The organism is Candidatus Leptofilum sp. (genome assembly GCF_965223525.1).
Taxonomy (GTDB): domain Bacteria; phylum Chloroflexota; class Anaerolineae; order Promineifilales; family Promineifilaceae; genus Leptofilum.
In genome coordinates this window covers 1,799,549-1,825,575 of the sequence record NZ_CBDCWX010000005.1, presented here as the reverse complement: position 1 = coordinate 1,825,575, position 26,027 = coordinate 1,799,549, and the positions used below count along the sequence as shown (strand labels likewise).

The 26,027-nt window shown below is 53.0% G+C and carries 23 protein-coding genes; 12 read left to right on the top strand and 11 right to left on the bottom strand.

From position 1 onward, the window contains the following. Positions 1-88 precede the first annotated feature (88 nt). From prmC to ACOQPM_RS13505, 4 genes are all read left to right on the top strand, one after another. Positions 89-937 carry a peptide chain release factor N(5)-glutamine methyltransferase gene (gene prmC / locus ACOQPM_RS13520; protein WP_420629791.1) on the top strand — a complete coding sequence of 283 codons (849 nt, stop codon included), beginning with the start codon at positions 89-91 and terminating at the stop codon, positions 935-937. Next, positions 934-1,581 (top strand): L-threonylcarbamoyladenylate synthase, encoded by a 648-nt coding sequence (locus ACOQPM_RS13515; RefSeq protein WP_420629790.1) that lies wholly within the window; start codon positions 934-936, stop codon positions 1,579-1,581. The genes prmC and ACOQPM_RS13515 overlap by 4 nt, the downstream gene beginning before the upstream one ends. A gap of 4 nt (positions 1,582-1,585) precedes the next feature. Further along, positions 1,586-2,167, top strand: a complete 582-nt coding sequence (locus ACOQPM_RS13510) for a hypothetical protein (RefSeq protein WP_420629789.1) — start codon at positions 1,586-1,588, stop codon at positions 2,165-2,167. 93 nt (positions 2,168-2,260) lie between these two features. Continuing rightward, the gene (locus tag ACOQPM_RS13505) at positions 2,261-3,373 is read left to right on the top strand and encodes a glycosyltransferase family 4 protein (protein WP_420629788.1); all 1,113 of its coding nucleotides are present in this window, start codon (positions 2,261-2,263) and stop codon (positions 3,371-3,373) included. A 65-nt stretch (positions 3,374-3,438) separates the two neighbouring features. Here the strand turns inward: ACOQPM_RS13505 and ACOQPM_RS13500 are convergent, their stop codons facing one another. The 3 genes from ACOQPM_RS13500 to ACOQPM_RS13490 are packed head-to-tail and all read right to left on the bottom strand — an operon-like array spanning position 3,439 to position 6,859. Continuing rightward, positions 3,439-4,347, bottom strand: a complete 909-nt coding sequence (locus ACOQPM_RS13500; RefSeq protein ID WP_420629787.1) for an aminoglycoside phosphotransferase family protein — start codon at positions 4,345-4,347, stop codon at positions 3,439-3,441. A 59-nt stretch (positions 4,348-4,406) separates the two neighbouring features. Then, positions 4,407-5,432: a proline racemase family protein gene (locus ACOQPM_RS13495; protein WP_420629786.1), complete on the bottom strand. Its 1,026-nt coding sequence runs from the start codon at positions 5,430-5,432 to the stop codon at positions 4,407-4,409. A 35-nt stretch (positions 5,433-5,467) separates the two neighbouring features. Beyond that, complete coding sequence (locus ACOQPM_RS13490) at positions 5,468-6,859, bottom strand: hypothetical protein (protein WP_420629785.1); 1,392 nt, start codon at positions 6,857-6,859, stop codon at positions 5,468-5,470. 129 nt (positions 6,860-6,988) lie between these two features. Here ACOQPM_RS13490 and ACOQPM_RS13485 point away from each other — a divergent pair, with 129 nt between their 5' ends. The 6 genes from ACOQPM_RS13485 to ACOQPM_RS13460 all read left to right on the top strand — a co-directional run bounded on the left by ACOQPM_RS13485 (position 6,989) and on the right by ACOQPM_RS13460 (position 12,868). Next, on the top strand, positions 6,989-7,939 hold the full coding sequence (locus ACOQPM_RS13485; protein WP_420629784.1) for an NAD-dependent epimerase/dehydratase family protein: 951 nt from the start codon (positions 6,989-6,991) through the stop codon (positions 7,937-7,939). Positions 7,940-8,119: 180 nt separating this feature from the next. Further along, positions 8,120-8,356: a hypothetical protein gene (locus ACOQPM_RS13480; RefSeq protein ID WP_420629783.1), complete on the top strand. Its 237-nt coding sequence runs from the start codon at positions 8,120-8,122 to the stop codon at positions 8,354-8,356. After that, entirely contained in the window at positions 8,350-8,694 is a 345-nt protein-coding gene (locus ACOQPM_RS13475) for a type II toxin-antitoxin system PemK/MazF family toxin (protein ID WP_420629782.1), read from the top strand. The genes ACOQPM_RS13480 and ACOQPM_RS13475 overlap by 7 nt, the downstream gene beginning before the upstream one ends. A gap of 204 nt (positions 8,695-8,898) precedes the next feature. Next, positions 8,899-9,936, top strand: a complete 1,038-nt coding sequence (locus tag ACOQPM_RS13470) for a GMP reductase (protein ID WP_420629781.1) — start codon at positions 8,899-8,901, stop codon at positions 9,934-9,936. A gap of 144 nt (positions 9,937-10,080) precedes the next feature. Next, entirely contained in the window at positions 10,081-11,430 is a 1,350-nt protein-coding gene (locus tag ACOQPM_RS13465) for an HTTM domain-containing protein (RefSeq protein WP_420629780.1), read from the top strand. Between the two features lie 61 nt (positions 11,431-11,491). Further along, positions 11,492-12,868, top strand: coding sequence for a M28 family metallopeptidase (locus tag ACOQPM_RS13460; protein ID WP_420629779.1), 1,377 nt, complete (start codon positions 11,492-11,494; stop codon positions 12,866-12,868). Between the two features lie 585 nt (positions 12,869-13,453). Here ACOQPM_RS13460 and ACOQPM_RS13455 read toward each other — a convergent pair. Continuing rightward, positions 13,454-14,524, bottom strand: a complete 1,071-nt coding sequence (locus ACOQPM_RS13455) for an NAD-dependent epimerase/dehydratase family protein (RefSeq protein WP_420629778.1) — start codon at positions 14,522-14,524, stop codon at positions 13,454-13,456. Between the two features lie 113 nt (positions 14,525-14,637). On the opposite strand from ACOQPM_RS13455, the gene ACOQPM_RS13450 reads away from it, so the two are divergent. Beyond that, positions 14,638-15,495 (top strand): alpha/beta fold hydrolase, encoded by an 858-nt coding sequence (locus tag ACOQPM_RS13450; RefSeq protein ID WP_420629777.1) that lies wholly within the window; start codon positions 14,638-14,640, stop codon positions 15,493-15,495. 154 nt (positions 15,496-15,649) lie between these two features. Here the strand turns inward: ACOQPM_RS13450 and ACOQPM_RS13445 are convergent, their stop codons facing one another. The 7 genes from ACOQPM_RS13445 to ACOQPM_RS13415 all read right to left on the bottom strand — a co-directional run bounded on the left by ACOQPM_RS13445 (position 15,650) and on the right by ACOQPM_RS13415 (position 23,873). After that, positions 15,650-16,030: a P-II family nitrogen regulator gene (locus tag ACOQPM_RS13445; protein WP_420629776.1), complete on the bottom strand. Its 381-nt coding sequence runs from the start codon at positions 16,028-16,030 to the stop codon at positions 15,650-15,652. An 89-nt stretch (positions 16,031-16,119) separates the two neighbouring features. Continuing rightward, complete coding sequence (locus ACOQPM_RS13440) at positions 16,120-17,322, bottom strand: cation:proton antiporter (protein ID WP_420629775.1); 1,203 nt, start codon at positions 17,320-17,322, stop codon at positions 16,120-16,122. Positions 17,323-17,470: 148 nt separating this feature from the next. Further along, positions 17,471-19,243 (bottom strand): aconitase X, encoded by a 1,773-nt coding sequence (locus ACOQPM_RS13435; protein ID WP_420629774.1) that lies wholly within the window; start codon positions 19,241-19,243, stop codon positions 17,471-17,473. Positions 19,244-19,303: 60 nt separating this feature from the next. Then, a complete protein-coding gene (locus ACOQPM_RS13430) occupies positions 19,304-20,347 on the bottom strand; it encodes a mechanosensitive ion channel family protein (RefSeq protein ID WP_420629773.1) in 1,044 nt (347 codons plus the stop codon). Then, positions 20,344-20,814 (bottom strand): universal stress protein, encoded by a 471-nt coding sequence (locus ACOQPM_RS13425; RefSeq protein WP_420629772.1) that lies wholly within the window; start codon positions 20,812-20,814, stop codon positions 20,344-20,346. Before ACOQPM_RS13425 ends, ACOQPM_RS13430 begins: the two co-directional genes overlap by 4 nt. Then, positions 20,807-22,492 carry a Na+/H+ antiporter gene (locus ACOQPM_RS13420; protein ID WP_420629771.1) on the bottom strand — a complete coding sequence of 562 codons (1,686 nt, stop codon included), beginning with the start codon at positions 22,490-22,492 and terminating at the stop codon, positions 20,807-20,809. Before ACOQPM_RS13420 ends, ACOQPM_RS13425 begins: the two co-directional genes overlap by 8 nt. Positions 22,493-22,562: 70 nt before the next feature. Continuing rightward, positions 22,563-23,873 carry a UbiD family decarboxylase gene (locus tag ACOQPM_RS13415; RefSeq protein WP_420629770.1) on the bottom strand — a complete coding sequence of 437 codons (1,311 nt, stop codon included), beginning with the start codon at positions 23,871-23,873 and terminating at the stop codon, positions 22,563-22,565. Between the two features lie 146 nt (positions 23,874-24,019). Here ACOQPM_RS13415 and ACOQPM_RS13410 point away from each other — a divergent pair, with 146 nt between their 5' ends. Next, positions 24,020-25,705, top strand: a complete 1,686-nt coding sequence (locus ACOQPM_RS13410) for a hypothetical protein (RefSeq protein WP_420629769.1) — start codon at positions 24,020-24,022, stop codon at positions 25,703-25,705. Positions 25,706-26,027 lie beyond the last annotated feature (322 nt).

Below are 26,027 nucleotides of genomic sequence, written 5' to 3'. Positions count from 1 at the left end.
ATTGGAGACCGGAGACTGGGGATTAAAAATCTCTAATCTCCGGTCTCTTTTTTGCTTTATCCGGCAGCACCCTTTATGCTTCCCCGTCATGAATATTCAAGAAGCGTTAGCATACGGCCGTTTCCAACTCACCCCCTCCTCCCCTACACCCCAACTAGATGCTCGGCTGCTGCTGGAATATCTGCTAAACGTGCCACACAGCTACCTGATTATTCATCACAAACAACGGCTCACAGCCGAACAAGAAGATGGCTATCGCCAGTTGGTAGCCCGCGCTACCCAAGCGGAGCCAATTCCCTACATCATCGGTCACGCACCATTTTTCGATTTTGAGCTGCATGTGGCTCCTGGAGTGCTCATCCCCCGGCCAGAGACAGAACAGCTTGTGGAACTGGCTGTGGCGTGGGTAAAAACCCATCATGCTAAAACGGCCGTAGACGTGGGCACCGGCAGCGGCTGCATTGCCATCGCTTTGGCCCGGTTTTTGCCAGATTTGCAGGTAACGGCCGTAGACATTTCCCCAAAAGCATGTGCTATTGCCCAGCAAAACGGCGCGAGGTTGGCATCAGGCCGCATTCAATTTTGCCAAAGTAATTTGCTGCAAGCGATTACTGAGCCAGTGGATTTGATTGTGGCCAACCTACCCTACGTCACTAGCAGCGAGTGGCAGTCGTTGGCCGATGGGGTAAAATTGCACGAGCCAACGCTGGCACTGGATGGCGGTGTGGACGGCCTGGATTTCATCAGACAGCTATTGCAGCAAGCCGCAACCAAGCTCCAACCCGGCGGCGCTATTTTTTTGGAAATTGGATGGCAGCAGGGCAAACAGGCTAAAAACGCTGCTCAAACACATTTTCCAGAAGCCGAAATTACCGTTTTGCCCGATTTCGCCAGGCATGACCGGATTGTAAAGATTATAGGGAAGAGGGAAGTTTGAACAGTTTGCAACGGCCGTATCCACTCGACCACACACAACTGTTGCCTGCCAACTGGCCCGGTGCCATTATGCAGGCGGCTGCTGAGGCACGGTCAGGCAACCTGATTGTGATCCCGACAGACACACTGTATGGCGTAGCCTGTGATGCGTTTAATCCAGAAGCGGTGCGGGCAATTTATGCAGCCAAGCAACGGCCGTACAGCAAACCCATTCCCATTCTCCTGGCCGACCACTCTGATTTGCTCCGGGTGGTGCGGCATGTGCCGCCCATAGCCCAAGCCTTCATCCACCAATATTGGCCGGGGCCGCTCACCATTTTGCTACCCAAACATCCTGATTTACCTGATGAAATTTCTAACAACGACGGTGTAGCCGTTCGCATCCCAAACAACGAGGTGGGTCGGGCAATTATTCGGGCTGCAGGTGGCGCGTTGGCCGTAACCAGCGCCAATCTTACCGGGCAAGAACCAGCGGAAACGGCCGTAGACGCCCAAAATAAACTCGCTGGCTGGGTAACGGCCGTGGCAGACGATGGCCCCGCGCCACACGGTGCCGCCTCCACCATTCTGGACTGTACCGGATACGAGCTAAAAGTCCTGCGCGAAGGGCCAATCTCAGCCCAATCGCTGCTCGGTGTAAAATAAGTTTATGAGTGCACTAATTATTCCTATCGCCCTGAGCGCTGCCGGGTTGCTGCTGGCCATTGCCACCTACCAGGGCATCCGGCGCGGGGGAGCGCGATTCTACACCTTGGAGCGCGAAGCCGTTTTGCGCCGCGCCATGCTGACTTTGCTAGTCAGCACCCTGCTCTTTATTGCCGCCGTTGGCTACATGGCCGCCCAGGAACTGCAGTCTCAGGCAGCAGAAGCTGAAACAGAGGCCGTGCTGGAAGGTGAGGTAGAGGCAACCTCCACACCGGAGCTGGGTGTTTTCCCGCCTACACCATCCCCCAGCCCCACGGTAGATGCCGCCATTCCCACCGCCACGGCTACCGCCATCCTGTGCCGCGCCATCGTAGAAGGCACGTCTGGCAACGGGCTAACGCTGCGCGACGCACCCGGCGGTGCCGATTTAGGCGTCTTGCCAGAGGCCACTTTTGTCACGCTCATCAAAGATGAAGCACCACAAGAGGCTAACGGCCTCGTCTGGCGCAAAATTCGGGACAACATCTCTGGTGACGAAGGCTGGGTGGCCGAAGATTTCCTCTCGCTTGGCCCCGGCTGTGAATAAGATGCAAAGTGTAGGTTGTTCATATTTTAATATTGCGTATTGCGTATTTCGTAGAGGAGATCATACGCAATACGGAATACGCAATACATCCTCATGCTAATCGGTATTGACGCCAGCCGCACCATTACCAGGCAACGCACCGGCACCGAGGCATACGCCACCTTTTTGCTGCAAGCACTTATTCCTGTGGCTACTGCCCAAAACCATCAAATTCGGCTCTACTTTAACAAGCCATCGCCCGCCAAACTGTTCCCCCAATCACCCCAGGTTGAGCACGTCATCATTCCCTTCCCACGCCTGTGGACGCACCTGCGCCTAGCGGCTGAACTGCACCGCCGCCCACCGGACGTCTTTTTCACGCCCGCGCACGTCATTCCAGTTAGCTATTTTGGCTCTTCCGTAGCCACGATTCATGATTTGGGCTACCATCACTTCCCGGAAGCACACCCGTGGCGACAGCTTGCTTATCTGCGCTGGAGCACACGGCACAACGGCCGTCGCGCCCGCCGAGTGATTGCCGATTCCCAAGCTACCAAACAAGACCTCATTCAGCTAGATGGCATCCCCGCCCACAAGATTGACGTGATTTACCCTGGCGTAGACCCCGCTTTGCAGCCTGTAACGGATGAGGCCGTGCTGACGGCCGTTCACCAGAAACACAACATCACCCCACCCTACCTGCTTTACCTCAGCACCCTCCAACCCCGCAAAAACTTGGTGCGGCTCATCCAAGCGTACGGTGCCAGCAACTTGCCCCACCAACTCGTCCTTGCTGGCAAACCCGGCTGGCTCTCGCAACCCATTTTAGAGGTTATCGGTAATCAGTCATCAGTAATCCGTGAGCGAATTGTGGTGACGGGCTTTGTGGATGAGGTGGATAAAGCTGCGCTGCTTACAGGGGCAACGGCCGTTCTCTATCCATCATTGTACGAAGGGTTTGGCTTTCCCGTGTTGGAGGCGCAAGCGTGCGGCACGGCCGTCCTCACCGCCACCACTAGTTCCCTTCCCGAAGTGGCTGGAGATGCTGCCCTGCTGGTCAACCCCTTGGATACGATGGCCATAACCCAGGGGATGCAAAGGCTGGTGCAGGACAAAGCGTACCGACAAACATTGGTGCAGCGCGGGTTTGAGAATGTGAAACGGTTTAGATGGGAGGAAACGGCCGTGCAATTGCTACACACGCTGGAAGAAAACCACCACGAATGACCCGAATAAACGAATTCAACAAATATTCGTATCATTCGTCCATTCACAAAATTCGTGATTTGTTTTTAGGACACCTCCAACAGCACGTTTGCTAAACGCATCGTTAGTTCCCAGTCCGCCGAGTCGCCGCCATCTTCGTAGCTCCACCAGACAGAGAGGACAGCTTGGGCCAGACTCCACTGCCGCATTCGCTCACGATCTATGCTCAATGTTTCCGCCAGAATGTCCAGCCGCCGTGCCGTGATACCCTTCAGGTCTGGCTCATCAAAAATGGTGGCGATGGGGTTACGTAGCAATGCGCCCACCTCGTAGGCCGGTTCGCCCACCACACCTTTGGGGTCAATCACTTGCCAGCCGTCGCTGGAAGAGAGGATGTTGTAATGGTGCAAATCACCATGGAGCAACACTGGTTCGTCGCTGGAAGCTAGGAGATCGGTGAAGAGGGATACGGCCGTATCCACCAACCTCCCCTCAAACGGCCCTGTCCCCCCGCCAAACGCCTCGCGCAGTTCCGCCAAACCATCTCCCCAATCTGCCACCGAGGGAAAATTGTGTTCTGCGGGCAACTGCCACCACAACGTTTGCATTGCCAGAGCCGCGATGCGCGTCGCCTCATCGTCATCCGTCAACGTTGTGAGCATTTCCCCAGGATGCAGCCGCGCCAGCAGCAAAACGCCCTGCTCTGGATCAGCATCTAGCAAACGCACACAGCCACGCCCAGCGTACAGTCGCAGCGCCTCAATTTCAGTGCGTAGCTCCCTGTTGGGCACGCCCACCTTGAGCACAATCTCCGTGCCGTCGGCCAGCGTGGCAGGCGCAACATAATTGTATGAGAGCGTGAAATTGGTTGGCTGTACCGTCAAATCCCAGCGCCGCTCGCATTCTGCCAGCAAATTGGGCAGATGCGTCAGCCATTCTGCACCGCCAGTAAAGGTGCTGGTGACTGTTTTGGTAAAGTGTGGGGGTAGGTTCATATTGAAAATATTGCGTATTGGCTGGCAATCCTACGCAATACGAAATACGCAATAGAAAATTATCGCAGCAAAAAGCCATGCCGCAGCGGGTCTTCCGGATCAATGAGAAGCTGGTTGATGCCGCAAATGTGTGCTGTGCCTGCAACTTGGGGAATAACGGCCGTATACGGTCCAAAATCCGTCTTGGCCACCACTTCCCCCGTGAAGGTGCTGCCCAAGATGCTTTCCACCACAAACGGCTCATTCAGGCCAATTTCCCCTTTGGCAAAGTGCAGCGCGGCGCGGGCACTTATCCCCGTGCCCGTCGGGCTGCGGTCCACCTCGCCGTCGGCAAAGATGCAAACATTGCGGCTGTGGTTTGCCGGATTATGCGCTGCGCCTACAAAGATAGTGCCGTATAAAAAGCCTAAATCTGGCTCAAACGGATGCACGATGGGCAGACTGTTCATTACCGCCAGTTTGATACGCTTGCCCAAATCAATGAGTTGGCGAAAATCGTCGCCCGATAACCCCACGCCCACCGATTCTGCCTGTACAAAAGCGTAGAAGCCACCACCGTAGGCAACATCGTAGCGGACGCTGCCCAAACCCGGCACCTCAACAGTTTGATCAAGCGCCAGCACAAAGGAGGGCACATTTTGGAAAGAGACGGAAGTGATACGGCCGTTCTCCCTTACCCCCGTCGCTACCACTCTTCCGGCTGGCGTGTCTACCTTCAAAACTAGTTTATTTCCCGGCTTTTCGATCATCCCAGTATCCAACGCCACCTTTGTGAGGGCAATAATGCCGTGGCCACACATCGTGCTAAACCCCTCATTGTGCAAAAAAAGCACGCCCAGGTCGGCGTCTGGCGTCACTGGCTCGGTGAGGATGCAGCCATACATATCCGCATGGCCGCGTGGCTCCCACATCGTCGCCGTTCGTAGCCAATCTAGATGCTTCTGAGCGTAACGCCGCTTGGCTAAAATGGTGTCGCCGGGAATATCTGGCAGGCCGCTAGTAAAAATTCGCAACGGTTCCCCGCCTGTATGGGCATCTATGGCAGTGATTTGCTGCCAATTTTGTGGGGGCGTCCAGTTGAGCATGTCGTTCTCCTAAGTTTTTTGTTACCTAGTCTTTGTCATTGGGGTGAAGGGAGTTCAAGGGGTGTCCAACCGTAAACGACAAACCCTTCCCCTGGAGGTAGTTGGGCAAGTTTTTGGCTTGTCCAGGTTGGTATATCAAGCAGATGCAAAGATTGCCCACCGCCTTCCAAGAAAACCGTATAAGCAAATTGATCCTCTGCCATCCATCGACCTACGATAAAATCCCCATTGTCAGAACAGATTTCGCCGACCCAACTTTCATGAATATCCACAATATAGCCTGAACCTGTCTCCAGAGTTTCCTGCAAGGTATAATGGATATAATTCTGCGTCGAGGGAAAATTGAGGTAGCGTACGTAATTTTGGTCTAATCCAGGATAAGGTTGAACTGGTAGCGTCATTTCCGTGCCGTTACGGGTCAAGCTAAATATTCTATCGTAACTGAATTGATCTTCGGTTACGGGCATACTAAAGACCACACTACTTCCGTCTTCGACCCATAGAGGAAAAGGGTACAGATAACCTACACGAAAGCTGCCTTTTTGATACCAAATATCTATCCCATTTCCAATATCACGCAAAACCACATCAGAAGTGCTCCCCTCTCCAAATGCTGAATACAGAATAAGTTGTCTAGTTGGGTCTATCGAAGCAATACCCGCGTATAAAGGTTCCTGATAATAATGATAGTTGGGTAAAAGCAAGTCAAATTCCAATGATTCTGTTGACTGTGTATTCATATCAAAAAAAGCAAACTCAAAATGGTGAGCCTGCTCCTGTTTAGGGAGTGGCCAGTTCCTCGATTGCTCAATACGGCCGTCTGGCAACCAATTCCCTGAAAAATGAGGCAGCGGCTCGTCAGAGTAGATTTCTTCCTTGGAGATAAGATCGTAAACAACAGCATAAGACCCATTCTCGTCAGCCCACTCAAATCTTAACAACTTAGTCCCATCAGGTGAGATAGACACGCGAATGGGGTTAGAAGAGGGAATCGTATAAACTGGCATTGGGGTAAGAGAATTTGCTGAAAGAGCTAAGACATCTGAATGTTCTTCCAATGCAAAAAAATGCAGATTCGCCTCGTCAGCTTGTCCAATGATATACAAAATGCTTCCATTGGACAGCAGCGGGGGAGCGTCAGCAGGCAAAACCGTTGGGCAATCTCTTAGTTTGGCAGCAGGCTGGGGAACCTGTGTTTCCATGGGTGAAATTGTGGGATTAACGGCCGTTTCCCGATCAAAAGCAATAGTTGGTGTCACTGGCAAGCTCGTTGAAGTTGGCAACACAGTGGGCTGCGGTACATCCGCAACGATTTCAATTGTCACCGTTGGGTTTATTTCAGAGGTAATCGTTTCAGGTTCAGCAAAACACCCCACCAACAAAGCTGCCAAAAGAAAAAGGCAAATCCACAAACTTTGCTTGTACACTGTAATTTCCCCTCCTAATTCGGGACTGAACAAATTTAGAACTTGCGGTAACGGCCGTTTCCAAACTATTGTATACTCGCATCCAAGTTTTTTCAGCACTATTCACTTTTTACTTCAAAAGAGGCACTCATGCGTATACTCATCACTGGCGCCAGCGGTCAGATTGGCACCAATTTAGGACTTCATTTGCAATCTCAGGGACATTATGTCTTTGGCATTGATAAGCGACCAAATACCTGGACGACCGAAATCGAGACGCTGCTGCAAGATTTAAGCGCGCCCCAAAGCAACTTCACCCAAGGCATCGGCCACGCCGAATACCCGCCAGACTTGGATGCGGTGGTTCATTTTGCCGCCCATGCCAAAGTGCATGAACTGGTGGAACAGCCAGACCGCGCTCTGGAAAATATTACGATGACGTTTAACGTGCTGGAATTTTGCCGCCAGAACAATCTGCCGCTCATTTTTAGCAGTTCCCGCGAGGTGTATGGCGACATTCACCGCTACATCACGGAGGAAAGCTACGCCGACTTTGCCTTTACAGAAAGTCCCTACTCCGCCAGCAAAATTTCTGGCGAGGCGCTGATCTACAGCTATGCACAATGTTATGGTCTGCGTTATTTGGTGTTCCGGTTTAGCAATGTGTACGGCCGCTACGACAACGATCTGGAGCGAATGGAGCGCGTTATCCCCCTCTTCATTCGCAAAATTGGCAGTCGGGAACCAATTACCGTCTACGGTAAAGACAAGGTTTTGGACTTCACCTACATTGATGACTGCATCAACGGCGTGGCGCGCGGGCTGGAACGACTGGTCGCTGGCGAGATTGAAAACCACACCATCAATCTGGCGTTTGGGCAGGGCAACAGCCTGGTAAACATGGCCAAATTCATCGGCGAGGCGCTGGGGATTGAACCAGATATGACGATTGAACCCGCCCGCGTGGGCGAAGTGACGCATTATGTGGCAAACATTGGCAAAGCCCGCGCCCTGCTGGATTACCAACCCACAACCTCTTTGCGGGACGGGATTCACAAAGCGGTTGAGTGGAGCACGAATTGGTGGGAAAGTAATCAGTAGGTCAGTGTTCAGTAATCAGTAAACAGCTACTGAACACCGACTCACTGATTACTGAATACCGAATGCAGGCTCCTGGCCCTTTGGTACTATGTTGGGAAGTGACAAATCTGTTTACACTTCTGGCGAACGGTCGAGATGGATGCAACGGCCGTTTTTGAGACATACTGGCCGAAGATGCTTATGGACAACAACGCTGCTTTACTCAACACCCTTTTACAACAGGCAGAAACGGCCGCCCAAAAACACGGGCAGCAATCTCGCCAAACCAAGCAAGCCATCAGCCGCAAGCTAGAACGTACTGATAGCGAAACGGTGGCCCGCCAGCTAGACGAAATTTACCAATACCGCGTTTCGCGCATTGCCGCCGCCTGGCGCGTGGCTCAACAGCTTACCCTGTATAACAAAGAATCATGGTAGCCGACGTTAGCCTAAAACAGGGGCAAATTTGGTGGACACAGCCACCAGAAATGCCCACCCCCCAACCTATCCTCGTCATTCAAAGTGATGCCTTTAACCGGAGTTTGCTGGAAACGGCCGTGTGCGTCACCCTCAGCCCAGATTGGAAACTGGCTCCTGCCCCTGGTAACGTGCTCATTTCCCAGGCCGATTCGGGCCTCCCCAAAGCGTGCGTCGCCAACGTTGCCCAGATCATCACCATCGACCGTCGCTTCCTCACAAAATACGTCGGCACCGTCCCCCCCTTCATCCTAGAAAGCGTCCTCGACGGCGTGCAGCTCGTCATGGGCCGCAGTTAGCATTTCAGCCACAGAGTTCACAGAGGTTTTCATGCAGTCGAAGTTCAACTTTTTGAAAAAGTTGAACTTCTAAAACTGATAAACTTCCAAATTTCCCCACTAAAAACAGCAACAAAACAGTAGCCAAAAAATAGTGGTTGTGTAAACTGGAAACACCATCCAGGAATTTGCTACGCAAATAACAGTTTAAGGACAAGAAATCTCATGAGAATTGAAGCAGATGTTAAATTGGGCTTTAAAGATGTGATGATCCGACCCAAGCGGTCTACACTCAGCTCCCGGTCGCAGGTTTCACTGCTACGCACCTTCACATTCCGGCATAGTGAGCACACCTGGGAAGGCGTGCCCATCATTGCAGCCAACATGGATACGGTGGGCACGTTTGAGATGGCTGCAGAGTTGAGCAAGTTTCATATGATGACGGCCGTTCACAAACATTACACCCGCCAACAGTGGCATGATTTTCTGCAAACGGCCGATGAATCCGTTACTCAGCATATCGCCGTTAGCTCTGGCACTGGGCAAGAAGATGCCAACAAGCTCGATTATTTGATGCGCGAATACCCCCAGCTCCATTTTATCTGCATTGACGTGGCCAACGGCTACTCCGAGCACTTTGTCCACTTCGTCAAGCGCGTGCGAGACAAGCACCCAGGCAAAACGATCATGGCAGGCAATGTGGTAACTGGCGAAATGGTTGAAGAGTTGATTCTGGGCGGAGCAGACATCATCAAAGTGGGCATCGGCCCAGGCTCCGTTTGCACCACGCGCATCAAAACGGGTGTGGGCTACCCGCAGCTTTCGGCCGTCATCGAATGTGCCGACGCGGCCCACGGCCTGGGCGGCCAAATCATCTCCGACGGTGGCTGCAAAGTGCCAGGGGACATCGCTAAAGCGTTTGGCGGCGGTGCCGATTTTGTGATGCTGGGCGGCATGTTGGCCGGACACGATGAATCTGGCGGCGAACTGATTGAGATTGACGGCCAGCCGTTCAAGCAGTTCTACGGCATGAGCTCACAAACCGCGATGAAAAAACATGCGGGCGGCGTGGCCGAATACCGCGCCTCGGAAGGCAAAACGGTCAACATTCCCTACCGTGGGCCAGTCACGGAAACCGTGCAGGACATGCTGGGCGGTCTGCGCTCCACCTGCACCTACGTGGGAGCTAAGCGACTCAAAGAACTCACCAAACGCACCACCTTCATCCGCGTCCAAGAGCAACATAACGAGGTGTTTTCATAGGCGTTAGAAATCGCTAATCGGTGCTATCGGCTGAAAACACGGCAGATAAGAGAGTAGCCAAATCGCCAAAAATTTGGCAAACTTAGCGACATGGACACGTCCGTCTCAACTACTGCCTCCATTCAGACACCTCAAAGTGAAAAAATGCGATCGTGGACGGCCGTTCATGATTGGCTTCAATCACCCGCAGACATCGCCGTGCTGGTTTACTTCCGCGTGGCCTTTGGCGCGATTATGATGTGGGAGATGTGGCGCTACAGCAGCTACGGCTGGATTAGCCGCTACTGGATTGAGCCATCGTTCCACTTTACCTACTTCGGCTTTGATTGGGTACGGCCTTGGCCCGGCATTGGCATGTACATTCACTTCGGAGTGATGGCCTTGCTGGCGCTCTTTATTTTGGTGGGGCTGTGGTACAAGCTCAGTGCCACGCTCTTCTTTTTGGGCTTTACCTACATCTTTTTGCTGGAGCAAGCGCAGTACCTCAATCATTTTTACCTCGTTTGCCTCATCGCCTTCATCATGATCTTTTTGCCAGCCAACAAAATGTGGTGTGTGGATGCGTGGCGGCGGCCAAACGGCCGTTCCGACTGGATGCCGAACTGGAGCCTGTGGCTGCTGCGCTTTCAAATTGGCGTGCCTTACTTTTTTGGTGGTCTGGCCAAAATCAACGGCGACTGGCTGCGCGCCCAGCCCATTGAATTTTGGCTGGCGTCTCGCACCGATTTCCCGCTCATCGGCCAATTTTTTACCGAAAAGTGGATGGCCTATAGCTTTGCCTACGGTGGCTTGCTGCTCGATTTGCTGGTGGTTCCTTTTTTGATTTGGCGCAAAACACGGCCGTTCGCCTTCCTGGCCGCGCTCTTGTTCCATCTCACCAACGCCCGCCTCTTTTCCATTGGCATCTTCCCCTGGTTTATGATTGCGGCAACGGCCGTATTTTTTGATCCCAGTTGGCCCAGACAAGCACTAAACTTGTTTGGAGTGGGTCAAAAAGAGTCTGCGCCGCCTGCCAAAATCAAGCTGCCCAATTGGGGGCTGGCACTGCTGACGGTGTACGTGCTGGTGCAAATTTTGCTGCCGCTGCGCCACTTCATCATCCCCGGCAACGTTAGCTGGACTGAAGAGGGACACCGCTTTGCCTGGCACATGAAGCTCCGCGACAAGGATGCCACTGCCACCTTCACCCTCACAAATGCAGCAGGCGAATCGTGGCAAATTGATCCGCTGGAGCACCTGACGGCACGGCAACTGCGAAAAATGTCCAACCGCCCCTACATGATTTTGCAATATGCTCACTTTTTGGCCGAGGATGCGACTGCCCAGGGGCATGAGGGTGTTGAGGTACGGGCGGAAATTTGGGCTTCTTTGAACGGCCGTTCCGAGCAACTACTCCTCGACCCCACCGTAGACCTGGCCGCCCAGCCCCGCACCCCGTGGGTGGTAGACTGGATTGTGCCGCTCGCCACGCCACTTTTCCCAGAAGAATCTTAGAATTTCATACCGAAACACTGGCAGAGTTGGCACATACTATCATTCTCCAGAAAATAGAACCATGCAGTTAGGCAAGCGATGGCTCAATTTCCTCATCATGATAATTCTGTTGGTTGGGTGTGGCCTAGTGGAAGCACCAGAAACGCCCCCTGTACCCACGCCAGTGGCTACGGCCGTTTCCTGGGACGTCTCCCAATTTCCGGCTGGCGAGATGGTGAATGACCCCGTGAGCGATGTGGTGCCAAAAATTGATCCGCAAATTGCTGGATTGGTTGACGCCGTCTCCCAGCAGCAGCTTATGGGCTACGTGCAAACAATGCAAAGCTTTGGCAATCGCAACGTCTTTAGCGTCACAGACGATCCCAACTTTGGCATTGGCGCCACCCGGCAATGGCTGGTAGATGAATTTGTGCGGGTGGGAAACGGCCGTCTCGAAGTCACCATCCAGGAATTTCCTCTCTTTTACAACGGACTTTCCACTACGCCAGCCAACGTCGTTGCTGCCCTGCCCGGCTTAAACTCAAACAACGACATCATCGTGATAATAGCCCACTACGACAACCGTGCCCCAGAACCCACCGATGGCGAAACCTACGCCCCTGGTGCCAACGACAACGGCTCCGGCATCGCTCTGCTGCTAGAATCTGCCCGCCTGCTCAGTGCCTACGAGTGGAATCAAACCATCGTCTTTCTCGCCGCAGCAGCCGAGGAGCAAGGCACGTTCGGCTCGCGCCACTTTGTGCAAACCGCCTTTTTGGACGGCATGAACGTCATCGCCGCCATCAACTACGACGCCATTGGTGGACGCAGCGGCATTCCCCAATATGCCCGCCTCTTTGCCCCCAATTTACGCGAATCCCCCTCTGGCGAACTAGCCCGCTATTACGAATACATTGTCGGTCTTTACCTGCCAACCTTCCCCATCCAGGTAATTGATGCGCTGGATCGGGAAGGGCGTTGGGGGGATCATCGGGAATTTGTGAATGCAGGAATGCCAGGTATCCGCGTCATCGAATCCGTCGAAGACCCAGACCTGGTGAACTCAAGGCTGGACACCTGGGATCGCATTGATTACAGCTACCTGGAACAGATTGTGCAAATGAATATTGCTGTCGTTGCTAATCTAGCAGGCGCACCCCCAACCCCTCAAACGCCTATCATTCAAACGCTAGATTCGCCTGGCGATTTTTGGCTGCGCTGGCCCACAGACCAAAACGCGGCCGGGTATGCTATCTCCTTCCGGCCAATTACAGAAGGCAGCTTCACCACCTTCCGCTTTGTACGGGCCAACGAGGCAGGCAATGTTGCCCTCACTGGCCTAAACCCTGCCACTCGGTATGCCGTCAGCTTAACCGCTTTGGATGAAAACGGCCGTCTCGGCGATTTCACGCCAGAAGTCATCGTAGAACCCAGTGCTTCCTCTGCAGAGGCTCCCTAGCAAGCGTAGCAAATCACAGAAAGTTATTTGATAGATTCCTTTTGGTTTTTACACAGTAACAAAGATCGTAATAAATTTTGACTACGCTTTACACGTAAGGAAATCGTCCCACAAGAGCAACTTTTGGATGAGATAGATATTTGTAAAAGCGGGAAAGTTTTTGAAAATAGGCAGAGTCATTTCTCCCGCTTTTACTCAAGTAATCGGCCAAAACGAAGGTTTGTTAATTTTAAAAACTTTTGGCCGATTACAAAGTTCCTATAAATTGCATCTTGATATTTTTAGTAAAAACCATTATTGTTAGGAACGTTAATTGCAATTTTTTAAAGCGAGGCTAAATTATGTTGGTTTTGTTGGCATCCATCTTCTTTTACATCTTAATTGTGGCATTTGTTCAGAAACGTCGTCGTCAGCTTCAAGCACAAACAATTGCCATTGCCAAGAGACGCCAACAACGACTTCGCCAACAACAGCACAACCGCTTTTAATTTTACATTTCGCAATAAAACAGTTCAGGCAGGTTCCCGATGGGAACCTGCCTGTTTTTGTTTAACCTCAATGACTCGTTCGCCCATCTTGGGCAATTTATTCCCTCTTTCGCCCAAGGAACCATAGCAAAAACAAAACGGCCGCAGCCAACAAAGCATATCCCGCCCATTTGCGCTCAGGTGGGGCAGTTTGCTGCGGTTCGGTGCGGGCGATCCAGTCGAATGTTTCTAGCAGGCCAGTTTGCAACGGCCGTGTTTTCCAACCCAGCTCTGTCCGTGCCTTATCAGACCGCGCCATGTAGGTAGCACCCAGGCTACCCACCGCTTCTTCAGAGAATAGTTCAGGCAACGGCAGCACCGAGCCAACCGCCCCCACCACTGGCGCAAATTTGCGTAACGGCCGTCCTGCCAGCCGAAACGACGGCGGCTTGCGGCCAATCAGGTGCGCCCAAAAATCAACCATCTCATTCAGGGGGATGGCTGGGCCCGTGAGGATGTAGCTTTCTCCCAGCGTCCCTTGTTCCGCCGCCAATAAATGCCCTTCGGCAATATCGTCCACATGGGCATACGTCACCGTTAAATCTGACCCCGGCAGCAGCGGTAAGCCTCGATAAAACATACGCATCATTTGGGCTACAAAGCTGCTATCGCCAGGGCCGTACACCGCGCCCGGCATCACAATCACAATCGGCGCGCCTTTCTCAATGAGCGGCAGCGCCACTTTGTAGTGCGCCAGCCATTTGGTGCGGTCGTACTCTGTGAGAAAAGGGCCTTCCTTATAGTACGTTTCATCCACCAACTGGCCTTGCGTATCGCCAAAGACGGCCACTGTACTGGTATACACAATTTTGGGAATGCCCAGCTCATACGCTAGCCGCAAAACGCGCCGGGTTCCGCCAACGTTAATTGCTTCTGCCTGGCTCCAGTCTGGGGCGCCCACCTTGTACCAGGCAGCAACGTGGAAAACCACATCGCATCCTTCCATGGCCGGGCGCAGTGAGGCAGCATCGGTAATGTCGCCCATGAAGACGGTGGCTCCTAGCTGGCGCAAAAAGCTGGCACTTTCTTCTGAACGCGCCAAAGCGTGTACCGTATCGCCACGGGCAATGAGTTTTTTTACCAAGTATTGTCCAATAAACCCCGACCCACCTGTTACAAACGCTTTCATAAAAATATTCCTCGCCAAATATCAATAATTTGGGGCATTATACCTGAGCGAGCAAAAGTTGGCAGTTTGGCAACGGCCGTTTCCCTTGTAACCTAGTATCACACTGCTATAATTTGCCCCATTTATTGGGCGCGTCGCCCAGTCGGTTAGAGCGTAAGGAACCCACGATGAAAACGCAATACATGTTACACGAACAGGGCAAGCTGGCATACACCGACTATGGCGGCATGGGTGAGCTGGTTCTAATGCTACCGGGCCTGGGTGCGCTCCGCCAAGAATATCGTTTTCTTGGGCCGGCGTTGGTGGAAGCCGGTTATCACGCCGTTGCTGCTGATTTACGAGGACAAGGGGAATCTAGCACCGCATGGGCGGCTTATGATGTGCCGTCCGTCGGCGGCGATATTTTGGCGCTGCTCCAGCATTTCAGCGGCGAGCCTGTCCACGTCATTGGCTCTTCTTTCTCCTGTGCAGCATTCGTTTGGGCTGCTGTGGAGGCACCCCAAAGTATCAAATCGCTCACATTGATCGGGCCGTTTGTGCGCGATGCAAAACCAAACCTGATTATGAAGGGTGGCATATGGCTCATGATGAACAATCCCTGGCGTGCCCAAACGTGGCGCATGTTCTACGCAACCTTGTACCCTAGCCAAAAACCCGATGATTTTGAAGATTATCTCGACCAGCTAACCGCGAACCTGAAAGAAAATGGACGCTTTGATGCCGTCAAAGGGTTTGTAGCTGCCAATCGTCAACCATCTGATGCGCGACTGACGAAAGTCCAAGTTCCGACCCTCGTTGTGATGGGAACGGCCGATCCCGATTTTCCTGACCCCGTTGCCGAAGCAAAGTACATCGTCGAAAAAACAGGGGGTCAAGTGGCGCTGATTGAAGGGGCTGGGCACTACCCTCAAACGGAAGTGCCGGACGTTACCAACCCGCGTATCATTCAATTTTTGCAGAGCGTCAATTAAGGCCAGGACTGGCAGTCCTAAATTTGGTCGTTTTAGAAGATAACACCCCTAGGGCTGCCAGTCCTACTGATGGTTTATGTAAATCCTGAAGGCTTTCCAAGAAGCGGAAGTGACGGCAGATGATGAATCGTCAGCGGCTATCCTCTTTTGTTTGCTAACTGCTTGAACCACCCTTGGCTCGCATCTGGCCACCGTGTAAACCCACCACCCTGGAGACTGGCAAAACAAAAATCACCCCGTTGTGCGGATCTTCCATATTGCCCAAGATTTCCTCGGTGACGTGAATAATCTGGTCTACCATTTCCTCCGTTTCCACCACGGTAAACAGCGTCCGGTGCCGCTCTTCACGGGTTTGTAGCAAACGGCTCAGGCTAGGCATGAGGGGAATATCATCCCGGATGCTCAACTTTCTAACCCGCCCCATGCCTGTACTCTCAAAAATGGTGATGCCCCCTACACCTTGAGCATCCCACGCCTCCAAAATGGTGGAACAGTGATTCACATCGTCCAAAACAAGCATAATCATGTGGTACATATGGTTCTCCTACAAAAGTATTGCGTAATGCGTATTCCGTGATTTTGTACGCATGGCGCTTATGGCGGGCTGGGATTTGCACGGCCGTCTCACTGTGACTGGTTGGCAAATGCGGCTCTAAGCATGGGTGGCGTCACCAAAGTGGCCATGATGACCATAAAGACAGCAATTGAGAAGTTCTCTTGACTAATCAGTCCCGCCGTTAAGGCAAACGAAGCAACAATCAGCCCAACTTCCCCACGAGACACCATGCCGATGCCCAACTGGAATGCTTCTTTGTTGGTGAACCCGGTGATTCTGGCACCCAAACCACTACCCCCAATTTTGCTAATAATGGCGATAACGGTGAAAACGGCCGCAAACCACCACGCATTCCCGCTAATCGCCCGCAGATTCACCTGTAGACCAATATCCACAAAGAAGATTGGTACAAAAAAGGCGTAGGCGATTGCCGAGATACCTTCTTCTATCTCTTCCCGAATGGGCGTGCGGCCTAAAAAGAGCCCTGCCAAAAATGCGCCGGTGATAGCAGCCATGCCGCCAATAATTTCGGCCGCGTAGGAAAACAGCAGGCAGACCACCAGCACAAAGGCCAATGTACCGCGACTAATTGGCAGGCGATTGATTCGCTGGGCTAACCAAGGCAACACCCAAAATCCGATGGCTGATGCAGCGGCTATGTACAGAATCATGTTCACCACGGTAAGCAGCACGCCAGACAAACCGCCACCGCTATCCCCAACCAGCACAAACGATATCGAAAGCACTAAAATGACCAAAATATCATCGAAAACGGCCGCTCCCAACAAAGCAAGCCCCACTCGGCTGCGTAATACCTTTAGCTCCATCAACGTTTGGGCTGAGATGCTAACGCTGGTTGCCGCCAACGTCAGCCCCAGGAAGAGTGCTTCTTGGGAACTGGCATCAAATAATACGGCCGCACCAAACCCCAACCCCAGCGGCACCAGCACCCCCAACACGCCAGATAGCGCCGACACCTTGCCCGCATTCAGCAAATCTGGCAAATGTAACTCCAGCCCTGCCAGCAACATCAGCAAAATAACGCCTAGCTCCGCCATGAGTGCCAAAAGCTCTTCTAATGTTTCCGCATGATGAAAAAAAAGCGTCCAGTTGTGCAGCATGTCCAGCACAGTTGGCCCTAAAATCAAACCAGCCAACAGCTCACCCAAAACAGAAGGTTGGTTGAAGCGGGTGCTAATAAACCCGCCCAATTTGGCTGCCACAATGATGATGACAATTGCCAAAATAAACTCTAAAAATTCACTTTCCATCGGAAGTCCTTGATTGGTTGCGAAAGGTTCTTGGGGGACACTTTTATTAGGTTTGTCAGGAGCACGTCAATGTAAATCACAAAAAGCATTTTGATAGAAAATGAGCCACGATGTGATTTACAAGAACGCAAATTGGCTCATAGATGATTTATACCGCAAGACGTTTAGTAACGTCAATAGTCACCCGCTCACCTTCTCGCTTGAGCTGCACGGTGTCCCCATTTTGAATGCCAGCAATAATATTCGCATCAAACTGGTAAGCGTAGGGAATGTTTTCTAACGAACAAGCAGGGGCACTTTGCTGGTCAATTTCTGTATTGACGACGGCAACGGGGGCGTTGCCGCGATAGAACAATTCTAGCAGCACGTAGGGGGCCACGGTGGAGCCACTGCCTTTGGGGAAGATGGCAATCCTGCCTGCCATGCTTTGCCCGTCGGCAGGATGACCAGGTTCTTCGATGACGCCACTTTCCCGATTGACAAAGCCCAGCAGGGTAATGGGTGTGTCGGTGACAAAGGCGACGGCCGTTACGCTAAAGTCACTTTGGGAAGGGAGGCCGTGACCGGTGGCGGTGAAAGTTTCGGTGACCGGGTGGGCTATGCGAGCATCGCTGGTTGAAGGGGTGACAGTTTGTTTCTTGCTGATTGTTTCCGTTTTCCGCACCTCAGTCTCCAATCTCCAATCTCCAATCTCTAACTCACCAGTGGCCAGGGCAACACAATCCGCCAAACGCATCACGGCCGTTGGAATGCCATTCAGCCCCGATTTGATGTAATGCTCTGCTTTTAACGAATTGGTGAGAACCTGGTGTACCCAGCTTTGGTCGTAGGGCACTACTTCCGGGCAGGTGTTTTCTAGCAGCAGTGCGCCGCTGTGGGTGATGATCTCGGCCAAGCCAGTTTTCTGGGCAATGTCTTTGTTCGCGGCAGAAGTGAATACCCACAATGGTGGAGCATCTGGGTGAAGCTGCTTACCTTGCAGCAGTTCGGCCGTGGCGCGGAGTTCGCCCAGTGATGCTTGGGGGCAGCCGATGGTGATAAGGGATACGGCCGTTTCCGGCGCCAATTCCTCATACCGTTTCTGTAATTCAGCCTCACCAAACGCTAGTTTTGCCTGAAAATTTTCAGGTGGAATCTCGCCATGACCATCCAGATACAACAGTGGGCAACCATAATTGGCGGCTGCGGCCGTGAGTGCTTTCTTCTGTTCGTGGGTTAACTCAGTGGGCAATCCTTTAATCAGCGGAATCGGCCCATACGGAATCTGCCAGGACGGCCGACGCTGCTTGCCAATCCAATCCCCCAACACCGAAAAATCAGTCGGGTCTGCCAACAGTGTGCTGACCAACACTTCCAGGTTGGGTCTGCGATTTTCGGCGAGCATCAGGCCATATTTGGGCGTGTAGCCCGTCAGTGCTGCCGCCAACGCCGATAGTCCCGATTCACGATTGGTCACCAGCCCCGTGTACGAATTGCCAAAGCAAATTGCATTCGATTCTGCCCAGGCCGCTTCGCCTGTGGTCACCACACCCTCCCATTCGTAGGGAATGCACGACTGCGTAGGGCGCACGCCCAGTTGAGCATACCGCGCCACAATTTCTGAATTATGTTCCTTGAAATTCGGCGCTACAATACGCATTGCCTCAAACTGGGCTTCGTCGCAGCCAGCGGCGTTGAGCGTGGTGGGCACTGCCACTTTGGCCTGTGGGTCTTCGGCCAAACGCGCCAGGAATTGGCGCAAGCCAAGCCCCCCTGTTAGAGGTGACACGCCAGACAGATGGGCGCTGCGAATGGGAACCAGCTCCGTTGCCCCTGCCGTGGCGGCTAAATCCAGCAGCAGGCGCATCCCCATTTGGCGTGCCGTACCCTGCTGGCCATTCAGCATGGCTTGTTGTGCTTCATTTAATTTAATTTGGCTCATTAGCTACTCTTTTAGTGAGAAATCCAAATGGTTTTCTTACTCTCTTTGGTCTTACTCTCTTTAGTCTTTCCCTCTTTGGTCTTTGGATTCTCTTTGGTCTCTGGGTGTGGTGGGCAGGTAGCCAGTTTCCCGCTGGAGCTTTTTGCGATCTGCCACCACGGTGGTCATTTCTTGAGGGTCAGGCGGCTTTTTGCCTTCCTCAAAGTGCAGATATTCGCGCTGGGTGGGATAGGCAAAATCAATGTTCCAATGATGCTTAAAGGCACGCAAAATCGCTTCCCAGATGTCTTGCTCGCTGCCGCGCCGCTTGCGGGGGTCTACCATGTAGCGCATGGTTAGCACCACGCCGCTGTCGGCGACGCTAGTGTAAACGGTAGGTGAGACGTTGGAATAGCTGATGACAAATCGCTGCCCGGAGCGACGGGCACGGCGCACGGCCTCAGAAACATCTGGCGCCAAATCGTTGATGATGTTAACAAGAATCGCTTTGGCTTTCTCCCAGTCACTTTCAAAGGTAACCATCACAGGGATTTCGTTCCAGATGAAGGGGAAGCCCTGGTGCATGTTGTTGAGCACTTCGGAGAAGATTTTGCCGTTGGGCACGTGGATGATGCGGCCCGTGCTTTGCTCTGCGTTGATGCGACGGCCGATTTCTAACATGCTAAACGAGAAGAGTCGGATATCAATCACGTCCCCTAGCTGCCCGTCAATTTCGATGCGATCACCCACCACAAACGGCCGTCGCCACACAATAAAAACCCAGCCAGCCAAGGCCACAATTAAATCTTGCAGCGCAATAGCAATACCTGCCGACAACAAACCGAGGTAGGTAACAAGTGTGCCAACTCCCTCCAGCCAGAGCCGCCCCACCAGCAAAACACCCAGCACCACCGAGGCGTACTCCACCGTTTTTCTCAAATTGTACAAGGTACGGGGACTGTTGGCGTAGCGGCGGTCAATGAGCCGAGTGGCCAACCAGCGCACCACGCCCAGCACAATGAGAATGAGGATGGTCACCAGCAAGTTTCGCTGAATAGGGTTCGTCAGATCAATATTGAAGTTAGCCAAAAAATTGGTGAAGGCTTGGTTGATTTCTTCAATCATGGGGAGATTGGTGCTCCTTCATTGTTTACATAATCTGGGCGAACAATTTCTACGGAGACGGCCGTTTGCGCCTCCACCCACTCTGCCAACCGCTCAATTGCATCATCACCAAACACGTTGGCCGTGGTGCCACGCGGTGCACCCAGCACCAACAGCTCTGCTTGGGCATCCTTCACAAAGCGCGTAATCTCATCCCGCACCTTGCCCTTGCGAATGCGAACCTCTGTGCCCAGATAGGCTGCGTCTGCTCGCTTCTGGGCGATACGCAATAGCGTCTCCCCCATCCAGTTCAGCTCCGTGAACAGCGCATCTTTCATGCTGGCATCAATATCGTCATCCAGGCTATGCGGATCCACCACATACAAAAAGATGAGCGGCTTGTCTAATGTCTTGGCGCGTTCAATCGCGGCCATCTGAGCAGCACGACTGCCTTCGCCACCGCGCGTGGCGCACACAATACTACCCATGATGCACCTCCTTATTCTCTACATCCAGTCCCCTGTTTTTCTTGATGAGTTCCAACGCCGCCACGCGGTTGTTTAGCTCAATGATGAGTTCATCATGCACTTCATTCGCGATAAGCCCCCGCCGAGACGCCTCGCCGATGGCGCTGCGCTCCGCATTCAGCGCATCTTCGCGCGCCTGCAAATACATCTCCTGCTCCAGCTCAGGGAAATCTTGCAAATGCGTACGTAAATCCGCTTTCTTATCCAAGATTTCTTCGTCGTACACTTGCCCCATTGATTCCCAAATATCTTTAAACAAGATACCATTTTCACGCAGGCGGTCTAGTTCATGCTTGCCCGCCCATTTGGCAAAGAGGGTAGCTTGTCGTCGCTGCAGCTCCACCCGCTGCGGCGGCTTGTCGGCTAGCTTCAATCGATCAATCAACTTTTCGATGGTCATGCCCTGCACCAGCAGCGTAAACAGCACCACGCCAAAGGTCATCACCCGCAATTCCAAGGCCACATCAGAGCCAAACACAGCATTCTCGATGGACAGTGCCAGCGCCAAACTGATAGCACCACGCAAGCCCCCCCAATACATCACATGCTGAAATTTGAAGGGAATGCGGTTGCGTGGTTGGAAACGGCCGTAAATCCAGCTAAACAGGTAAATTATCAACCCCCGGCTCAAAATAATCGCCAACACAGCCACAATAATCGGAATGATGTTCGGCGTTAGCTGCGCCAGCTCAATCTCCAGGCCAATCAGCAAAAAGACCAGCGAGTTCACCACAAAGCTCAAGAACTCCCAAAAATTGTCCAGCGTTAGCTTGGTCGTTGGCGAGGTGTTTTCCAGACCAATATTGCCCACCATCAAACCAGCCGCCACCACCGCTAGGATGCCGCTAAAATGCAGCCCGTCCACGCCCACAAACTGCCCGAATGATTCCGCCACCACAAACGAGCCAAACGCCAATGCCACCGTGGTCGCCGTTTCGATCAGATGGTCATCTACATTTTTGAGGATGATGTAAGAAACCACATACCCCATCACCAACCCCACCGCCAGGCCACCAAAGGCCACGATGAAAAACTCCTGCAGCGCCTCGGCTAGCCCAAACGACCCAGAAAGCGTGCCTGCCGCCAGCGCCAAATTAAAAATGACGATGGCCACGCCGTCGTTGAACAAGCTCTCGCCCTCCACCAAAATAGTCAGCCGCTTGCTCACGCCCAAACTGCGGAAGAAGGCAATCACCGCCACCGGGTCTGTGGCTGAAATGAGCGCACCAAAAGCCAACGCCGCCGCCCACGAAATGCCTAAAAATTGCACCACCAAGCCACCGACTAAAAACGTACCAACCAGCGTACCGCCCACCGCCAGCAGCAGCACCGGCAGCAAATCTTTCTTTAGCTTACGCCAGGGAATATGCAGTGTCGCCTCAAAAATGAGCGGCGGCACCAGAATGGCCAAAATCAGGTCAGAGCTGACCGTAAAGCCCAAAAAGTTAGGGAAGAAGGAAAGCACCAACCCCACCAGCACCAGGGCCACCGTGTACGGCAGCCGGATGCGGCGCACCACAATGGCCACCATCGCCGCAATAAAGAGCAGCACCATGAAGCTGAGTTCCTGCTGTACCAGGCCACCTTCTTCGGCAAAAAAGAGCTTGGGTAATTGTTCTGTAAGGACGAGCGTGTCCATATTCACTCCTGAAAGTTGATTGCTGGTGGTTAGCGGCTAGTGGCGTGAACGTTCAACCAGCCACTAGCCATTAAAAATAATCATCCAAATTAACAGCCCCATATTCCCCCCGCGTAAATTTACCCCTATTTGCACCCCAGGGAATCGTACAGTCGAAGCCGAGCTTGGCGGTGCGGCTTTTTTGCCCCGGCACATGAATGCCGGAAGGGTCGAGCGAGCTGCCAGGCTGGTTTTCAAACAGCATCATATCTTTATCCCCTTGGAAGCGGGTAGCAAACGCCCACTCAATTTGAGCGGAGTCGTAAATATCTACATCACTATCTACCACCCAAACGTGCTTGAGTGACCCATGCCCTCTGAAGGCGGCTTCGATGGCCAGACGGCCGTCTTCCACCCCACCCTTCTCAATTTGCACCACTGCGTGCAGCCAAGAGCTGCCCCCTGGCGTAATCACCACCCCTGTGCAGCGCGTCACCTTGTTCACCTCGGCAAAAATCGTTGGCTCCTTGGGCATCCCCATCAAAATTTTGTGTTCCAAACCACCGGGCAGCAGCGCATGGTAGATCGGATTGCGACGGTGCGTAATCAAATCAATCTCGATGATGGGTTGGTCGCGGGTGATGTCCATCGTCTCCGTCAGATCCATAAACGGCCCTTCTTGCGTTTGCTGCTTGGTGATGCGCCCTTCTAGCACAATTTCTGCATCCGCAGGCACGGCCAAATTATTAGTGATGCACTTTACCAGCGGCGTGGGCGCCAGCGCGTGAGCTACTGCCAGCTCATCCACCTCCGGTGCGGCCGACATAGACGCCGCCAAATGCACCGCCTGCGACACGCCAATGCAAATGGCGATGGGCAGATCGCCATCCACTTTTTGCATGGCCGTCCAGGTGCCGCGCCGCTCAATGATGCGCGCCGTAAAGCGACGTTCATCCAACCGCAGCAGGCGATGGTAGCACATATTTCGCCCCAGCTCCGGATCTTCGGTAATAACCACGTTGCTAGCGATGTAATGCCCGCTATCTTGCGGCAAGTGGAACAAAATGGGCAAGTCGTTCAGATCAAACTGCTCCAAAACAACTTCCTGGCAAGCACCGCTTTCTACCAGTGGCGGCGTTTGCGGGTTTTGTGTGGCTTGCGCCAAATGGGCAATGAGGTCTGGCACGGGCACACCTAAATCCATGCTGAAATATTTGCGATCTGAGCATGGCCCAGCGCAGACGCGCCAATCGGGGTAATCTACAATATTGTTGAAAAGCACCGGGCGTCCTTCCAACGCATGGGCGACGTTGGCCAGCTCGTAATTGACATTGACAGGCTTCTCAATTTCAATGAGATTACCCGATTGGGCAGCCTGACCTAAAAATTTCCGAAAGCTCATGATTCCTCTTCACACAAAATTGACGCAAACGGGGCGGTTGCGTAGAAATTCCGCTGTGTTCCCGTGCAGAGTTGGATCGCGTCGTAGCGTAATCTATTGTAAACTGTTTGGGTTTATCCTAAAAATTTATTGTAAGGAGTGACTGCATGTTGCGCCAACATCCTTTATTGTTCTTCATTTCCATTCTTTTTTTGGCAACGCTGGCCTGCAACGCTTTTGCGGGGGAGGCAGAACCAGCCATCTCGGTGCCGCCCCCTGCGGTGACGGTGGTGGACGGCACGGCCGTTCCCAACGAAGAAGCCCCCATTGCCGACATTGCCCCCACAGCCACCCTGCCCGGCGGTGATGCAGGGGATGGCACGGCCGTTGCCAATGGCAATCCATTCGTAACGATTCTGGTAGACCTCAACATCCGCTCCGGGCCAGGTGTGGTTTATGATCGACTCGGTTTCTTTTTGCAGAACTCCACGGCACAGGTGCTGGGTCAAGACCCAGTCTCTGGCTGGTGGCTGGTGGCCTGCCCCAGCGACATTTCTGCGCCGCAATGTTGGGTTTCTGGCGGGTCGCAGTACACGCTGGGCAGCAACATCGAGGGTGTGCCTGTAGCGGCCGTTCCCCCCACACCAACCCCTGTACCAACCGCGACAGCTACTTCAGAACCTGCGGCGGATACGGCCGTAGTCGGCGATCCAGGCAGCTACATTGTGTACAGCGACATAGACGGCATCTGGCAAATACCGCTAAACAGTAGCCAATCGCCGCCAACAGCAGCCGGAGAAGCCGTGCAGCTTACGGCCGTTGCCGATGTGAACCGTCTCTTTGTTTCCCCCGATGGTCAATATGTGGCCTTCACGGCGGGGATGTTCGAGAGCAGCCGTTTGGGTCTTGTTTCTTTGGCAGGAGGGGCGCAAACGTTGGTGACAGCAACCGACCTGCCCAATGAAGTTGGCGAAGGACTTGCCCTCGTAATTGACGAAGTTGCCTGGCTACCAACTAGCCAAACAATTGCATTTAGTACGGCCGTTATCCCTCTGGAAGCCCCCGGCTATGGCCCACAAGCTGATTTATGGCTTGTAAGCACCAGCGGTACGCTAACAGAACAATTTGCTGCGGGGGATGCCGGCCACGCTTTTGCCCTTTCTCCAAACGGCAGCCGCGTCATTTTTGGCAATCCGGAAAGCGTGACGCGGGTGAACCTGGACGGCAGCAACCGCGAAACGGTGATTGAATTCCCCTTTGTAAACACCGCCAGCGAATATGCCTGGGTGCCAACCGCCCAATGGCTGCCCAGCGGCAGCCAGGCGTACGTAGCCATCGCCGATGCCGATCCGTGGACAGCCGAAGCAGAAGCTACCCTCTACCAAATTCCGGTTAGTGGCCCAGCCGTGGAAATCGGCTCCGTGTTGGGTAACACGCTGTTCTCACCGCTGGATTGGACAACATCGGGCGGCAATCTGGGCTATGTACAGCTTATTGTAGGGTCTGCCAATGAGCAATCTGTGGTTGTGGCAGATGGCGACGGTGACAGTCCAGTACTGGTTAAGACAGCCAACAACCAACAGCTAACATTTGCTGGCTGGAACCAGACTGGTTCCCACTTTTTGTACGCTGGCCCAGGTTATCTGGGCATAGGCCAAATTGGGCAACCCGCGCTAGAAGTGCTAATTGCAGGCGGCGTGGGGAGCCAAATGTGGCTAACGGACGGGGCGTTTGTAACGGCCGTAAACAACAACGGCTATTGGCAATTCTTCACAGGAGACTTGGCTGGAAATATGCAAGATGTGGGGGAAACTGGGGAGGATACGGCCGTCTTTGATGTTTGGACACCTTAAGAATTAGATCAGCAGATTTCGCAGATTGAAAAATTTAAATCTGCGAAACCTTTGATTATTCCTAATTTGGGCAATGCGTTAATAAGCTGGGCTCAAAATACTCTGTGTTCTCTGTGGCTAATGAATAAAAAGAAGTGCGCCCCCTGTCCTGCATTAACAGGGGGCGCGTGCAGAGGGGATGTTGTTGGTGAGGTTATAGGATGAGGGACTTCACCAACGAAAACAAAAAGGAGCGCTGCACAGTAATTGCTGTTTAGGTGTTGTCCGATACCTGCTCTAACAATTACTGCCCATAACAATTACCTCACGGTAATTGGTGTTG

Excerpts from the sequence above, each read along its gene's own strand:
- prmC (WP_420629791.1), top strand. The coding sequence starts at position 89 with ATGAATATTCAAGAAGCGTTAGCATACGGCCGTTTCCAACTCACCCCC.
- ACOQPM_RS13510 (WP_420629789.1), top strand. The coding sequence starts at position 1,586 with ATGAGTGCACTAATTATTCCTATCGCCCTGAGCGCTGCCGGGTTGCTG.
- ACOQPM_RS13505 (WP_420629788.1), top strand. The coding sequence starts at position 2,261 with ATGCTAATCGGTATTGACGCCAGCCGCACCATTACCAGGCAACGCACC.
- ACOQPM_RS13500 (WP_420629787.1), bottom strand. The coding sequence starts at position 4,347 with ATGAACCTACCCCCACACTTTACCAAAACAGTCACCAGCACCTTTACT.
- ACOQPM_RS13495 (WP_420629786.1), bottom strand. The coding sequence starts at position 5,432 with ATGCTCAACTGGACGCCCCCACAAAATTGGCAGCAAATCACTGCCATA.
- ACOQPM_RS13485 (WP_420629784.1), top strand. The coding sequence starts at position 6,989 with ATGCGTATACTCATCACTGGCGCCAGCGGTCAGATTGGCACCAATTTA.
- ACOQPM_RS13480 (WP_420629783.1), top strand. The coding sequence starts at position 8,120 with ATGGACAACAACGCTGCTTTACTCAACACCCTTTTACAACAGGCAGAA.
- ACOQPM_RS13475 (WP_420629782.1), top strand. The coding sequence starts at position 8,350 with ATGGTAGCCGACGTTAGCCTAAAACAGGGGCAAATTTGGTGGACACAG.
- ACOQPM_RS13470 (WP_420629781.1), top strand. The coding sequence starts at position 8,899 with ATGAGAATTGAAGCAGATGTTAAATTGGGCTTTAAAGATGTGATGATC.
- ACOQPM_RS13465 (WP_420629780.1), top strand. The coding sequence starts at position 10,081 with ATGCGATCGTGGACGGCCGTTCATGATTGGCTTCAATCACCCGCAGAC.
- ACOQPM_RS13460 (WP_420629779.1), top strand. The coding sequence starts at position 11,492 with ATGCAGTTAGGCAAGCGATGGCTCAATTTCCTCATCATGATAATTCTG.
- ACOQPM_RS13455 (WP_420629778.1), bottom strand. The coding sequence starts at position 14,524 with ATGAAAGCGTTTGTAACAGGTGGGTCGGGGTTTATTGGACAATACTTG.
- ACOQPM_RS13445 (WP_420629776.1), bottom strand. The coding sequence starts at position 16,030 with ATGTACCACATGATTATGCTTGTTTTGGACGATGTGAATCACTGTTCC.
- ACOQPM_RS13440 (WP_420629775.1), bottom strand. The coding sequence starts at position 17,322 with ATGGAAAGTGAATTTTTAGAGTTTATTTTGGCAATTGTCATCATCATT.
- ACOQPM_RS13435 (WP_420629774.1), bottom strand. The coding sequence starts at position 19,243 with ATGAGCCAAATTAAATTAAATGAAGCACAACAAGCCATGCTGAATGGC.
- ACOQPM_RS13430 (WP_420629773.1), bottom strand. The coding sequence starts at position 20,347 with ATGATTGAAGAAATCAACCAAGCCTTCACCAATTTTTTGGCTAACTTC.
- ACOQPM_RS13425 (WP_420629772.1), bottom strand. The coding sequence starts at position 20,814 with ATGGGTAGTATTGTGTGCGCCACGCGCGGTGGCGAAGGCAGTCGTGCT.
- ACOQPM_RS13420 (WP_420629771.1), bottom strand. The coding sequence starts at position 22,492 with ATGGACACGCTCGTCCTTACAGAACAATTACCCAAGCTCTTTTTTGCC.
- ACOQPM_RS13415 (WP_420629770.1), bottom strand. The coding sequence starts at position 23,873 with ATGAGCTTTCGGAAATTTTTAGGTCAGGCTGCCCAATCGGGTAATCTC.
- ACOQPM_RS13410 (WP_420629769.1), top strand. The coding sequence starts at position 24,020 with ATGTTGCGCCAACATCCTTTATTGTTCTTCATTTCCATTCTTTTTTTG.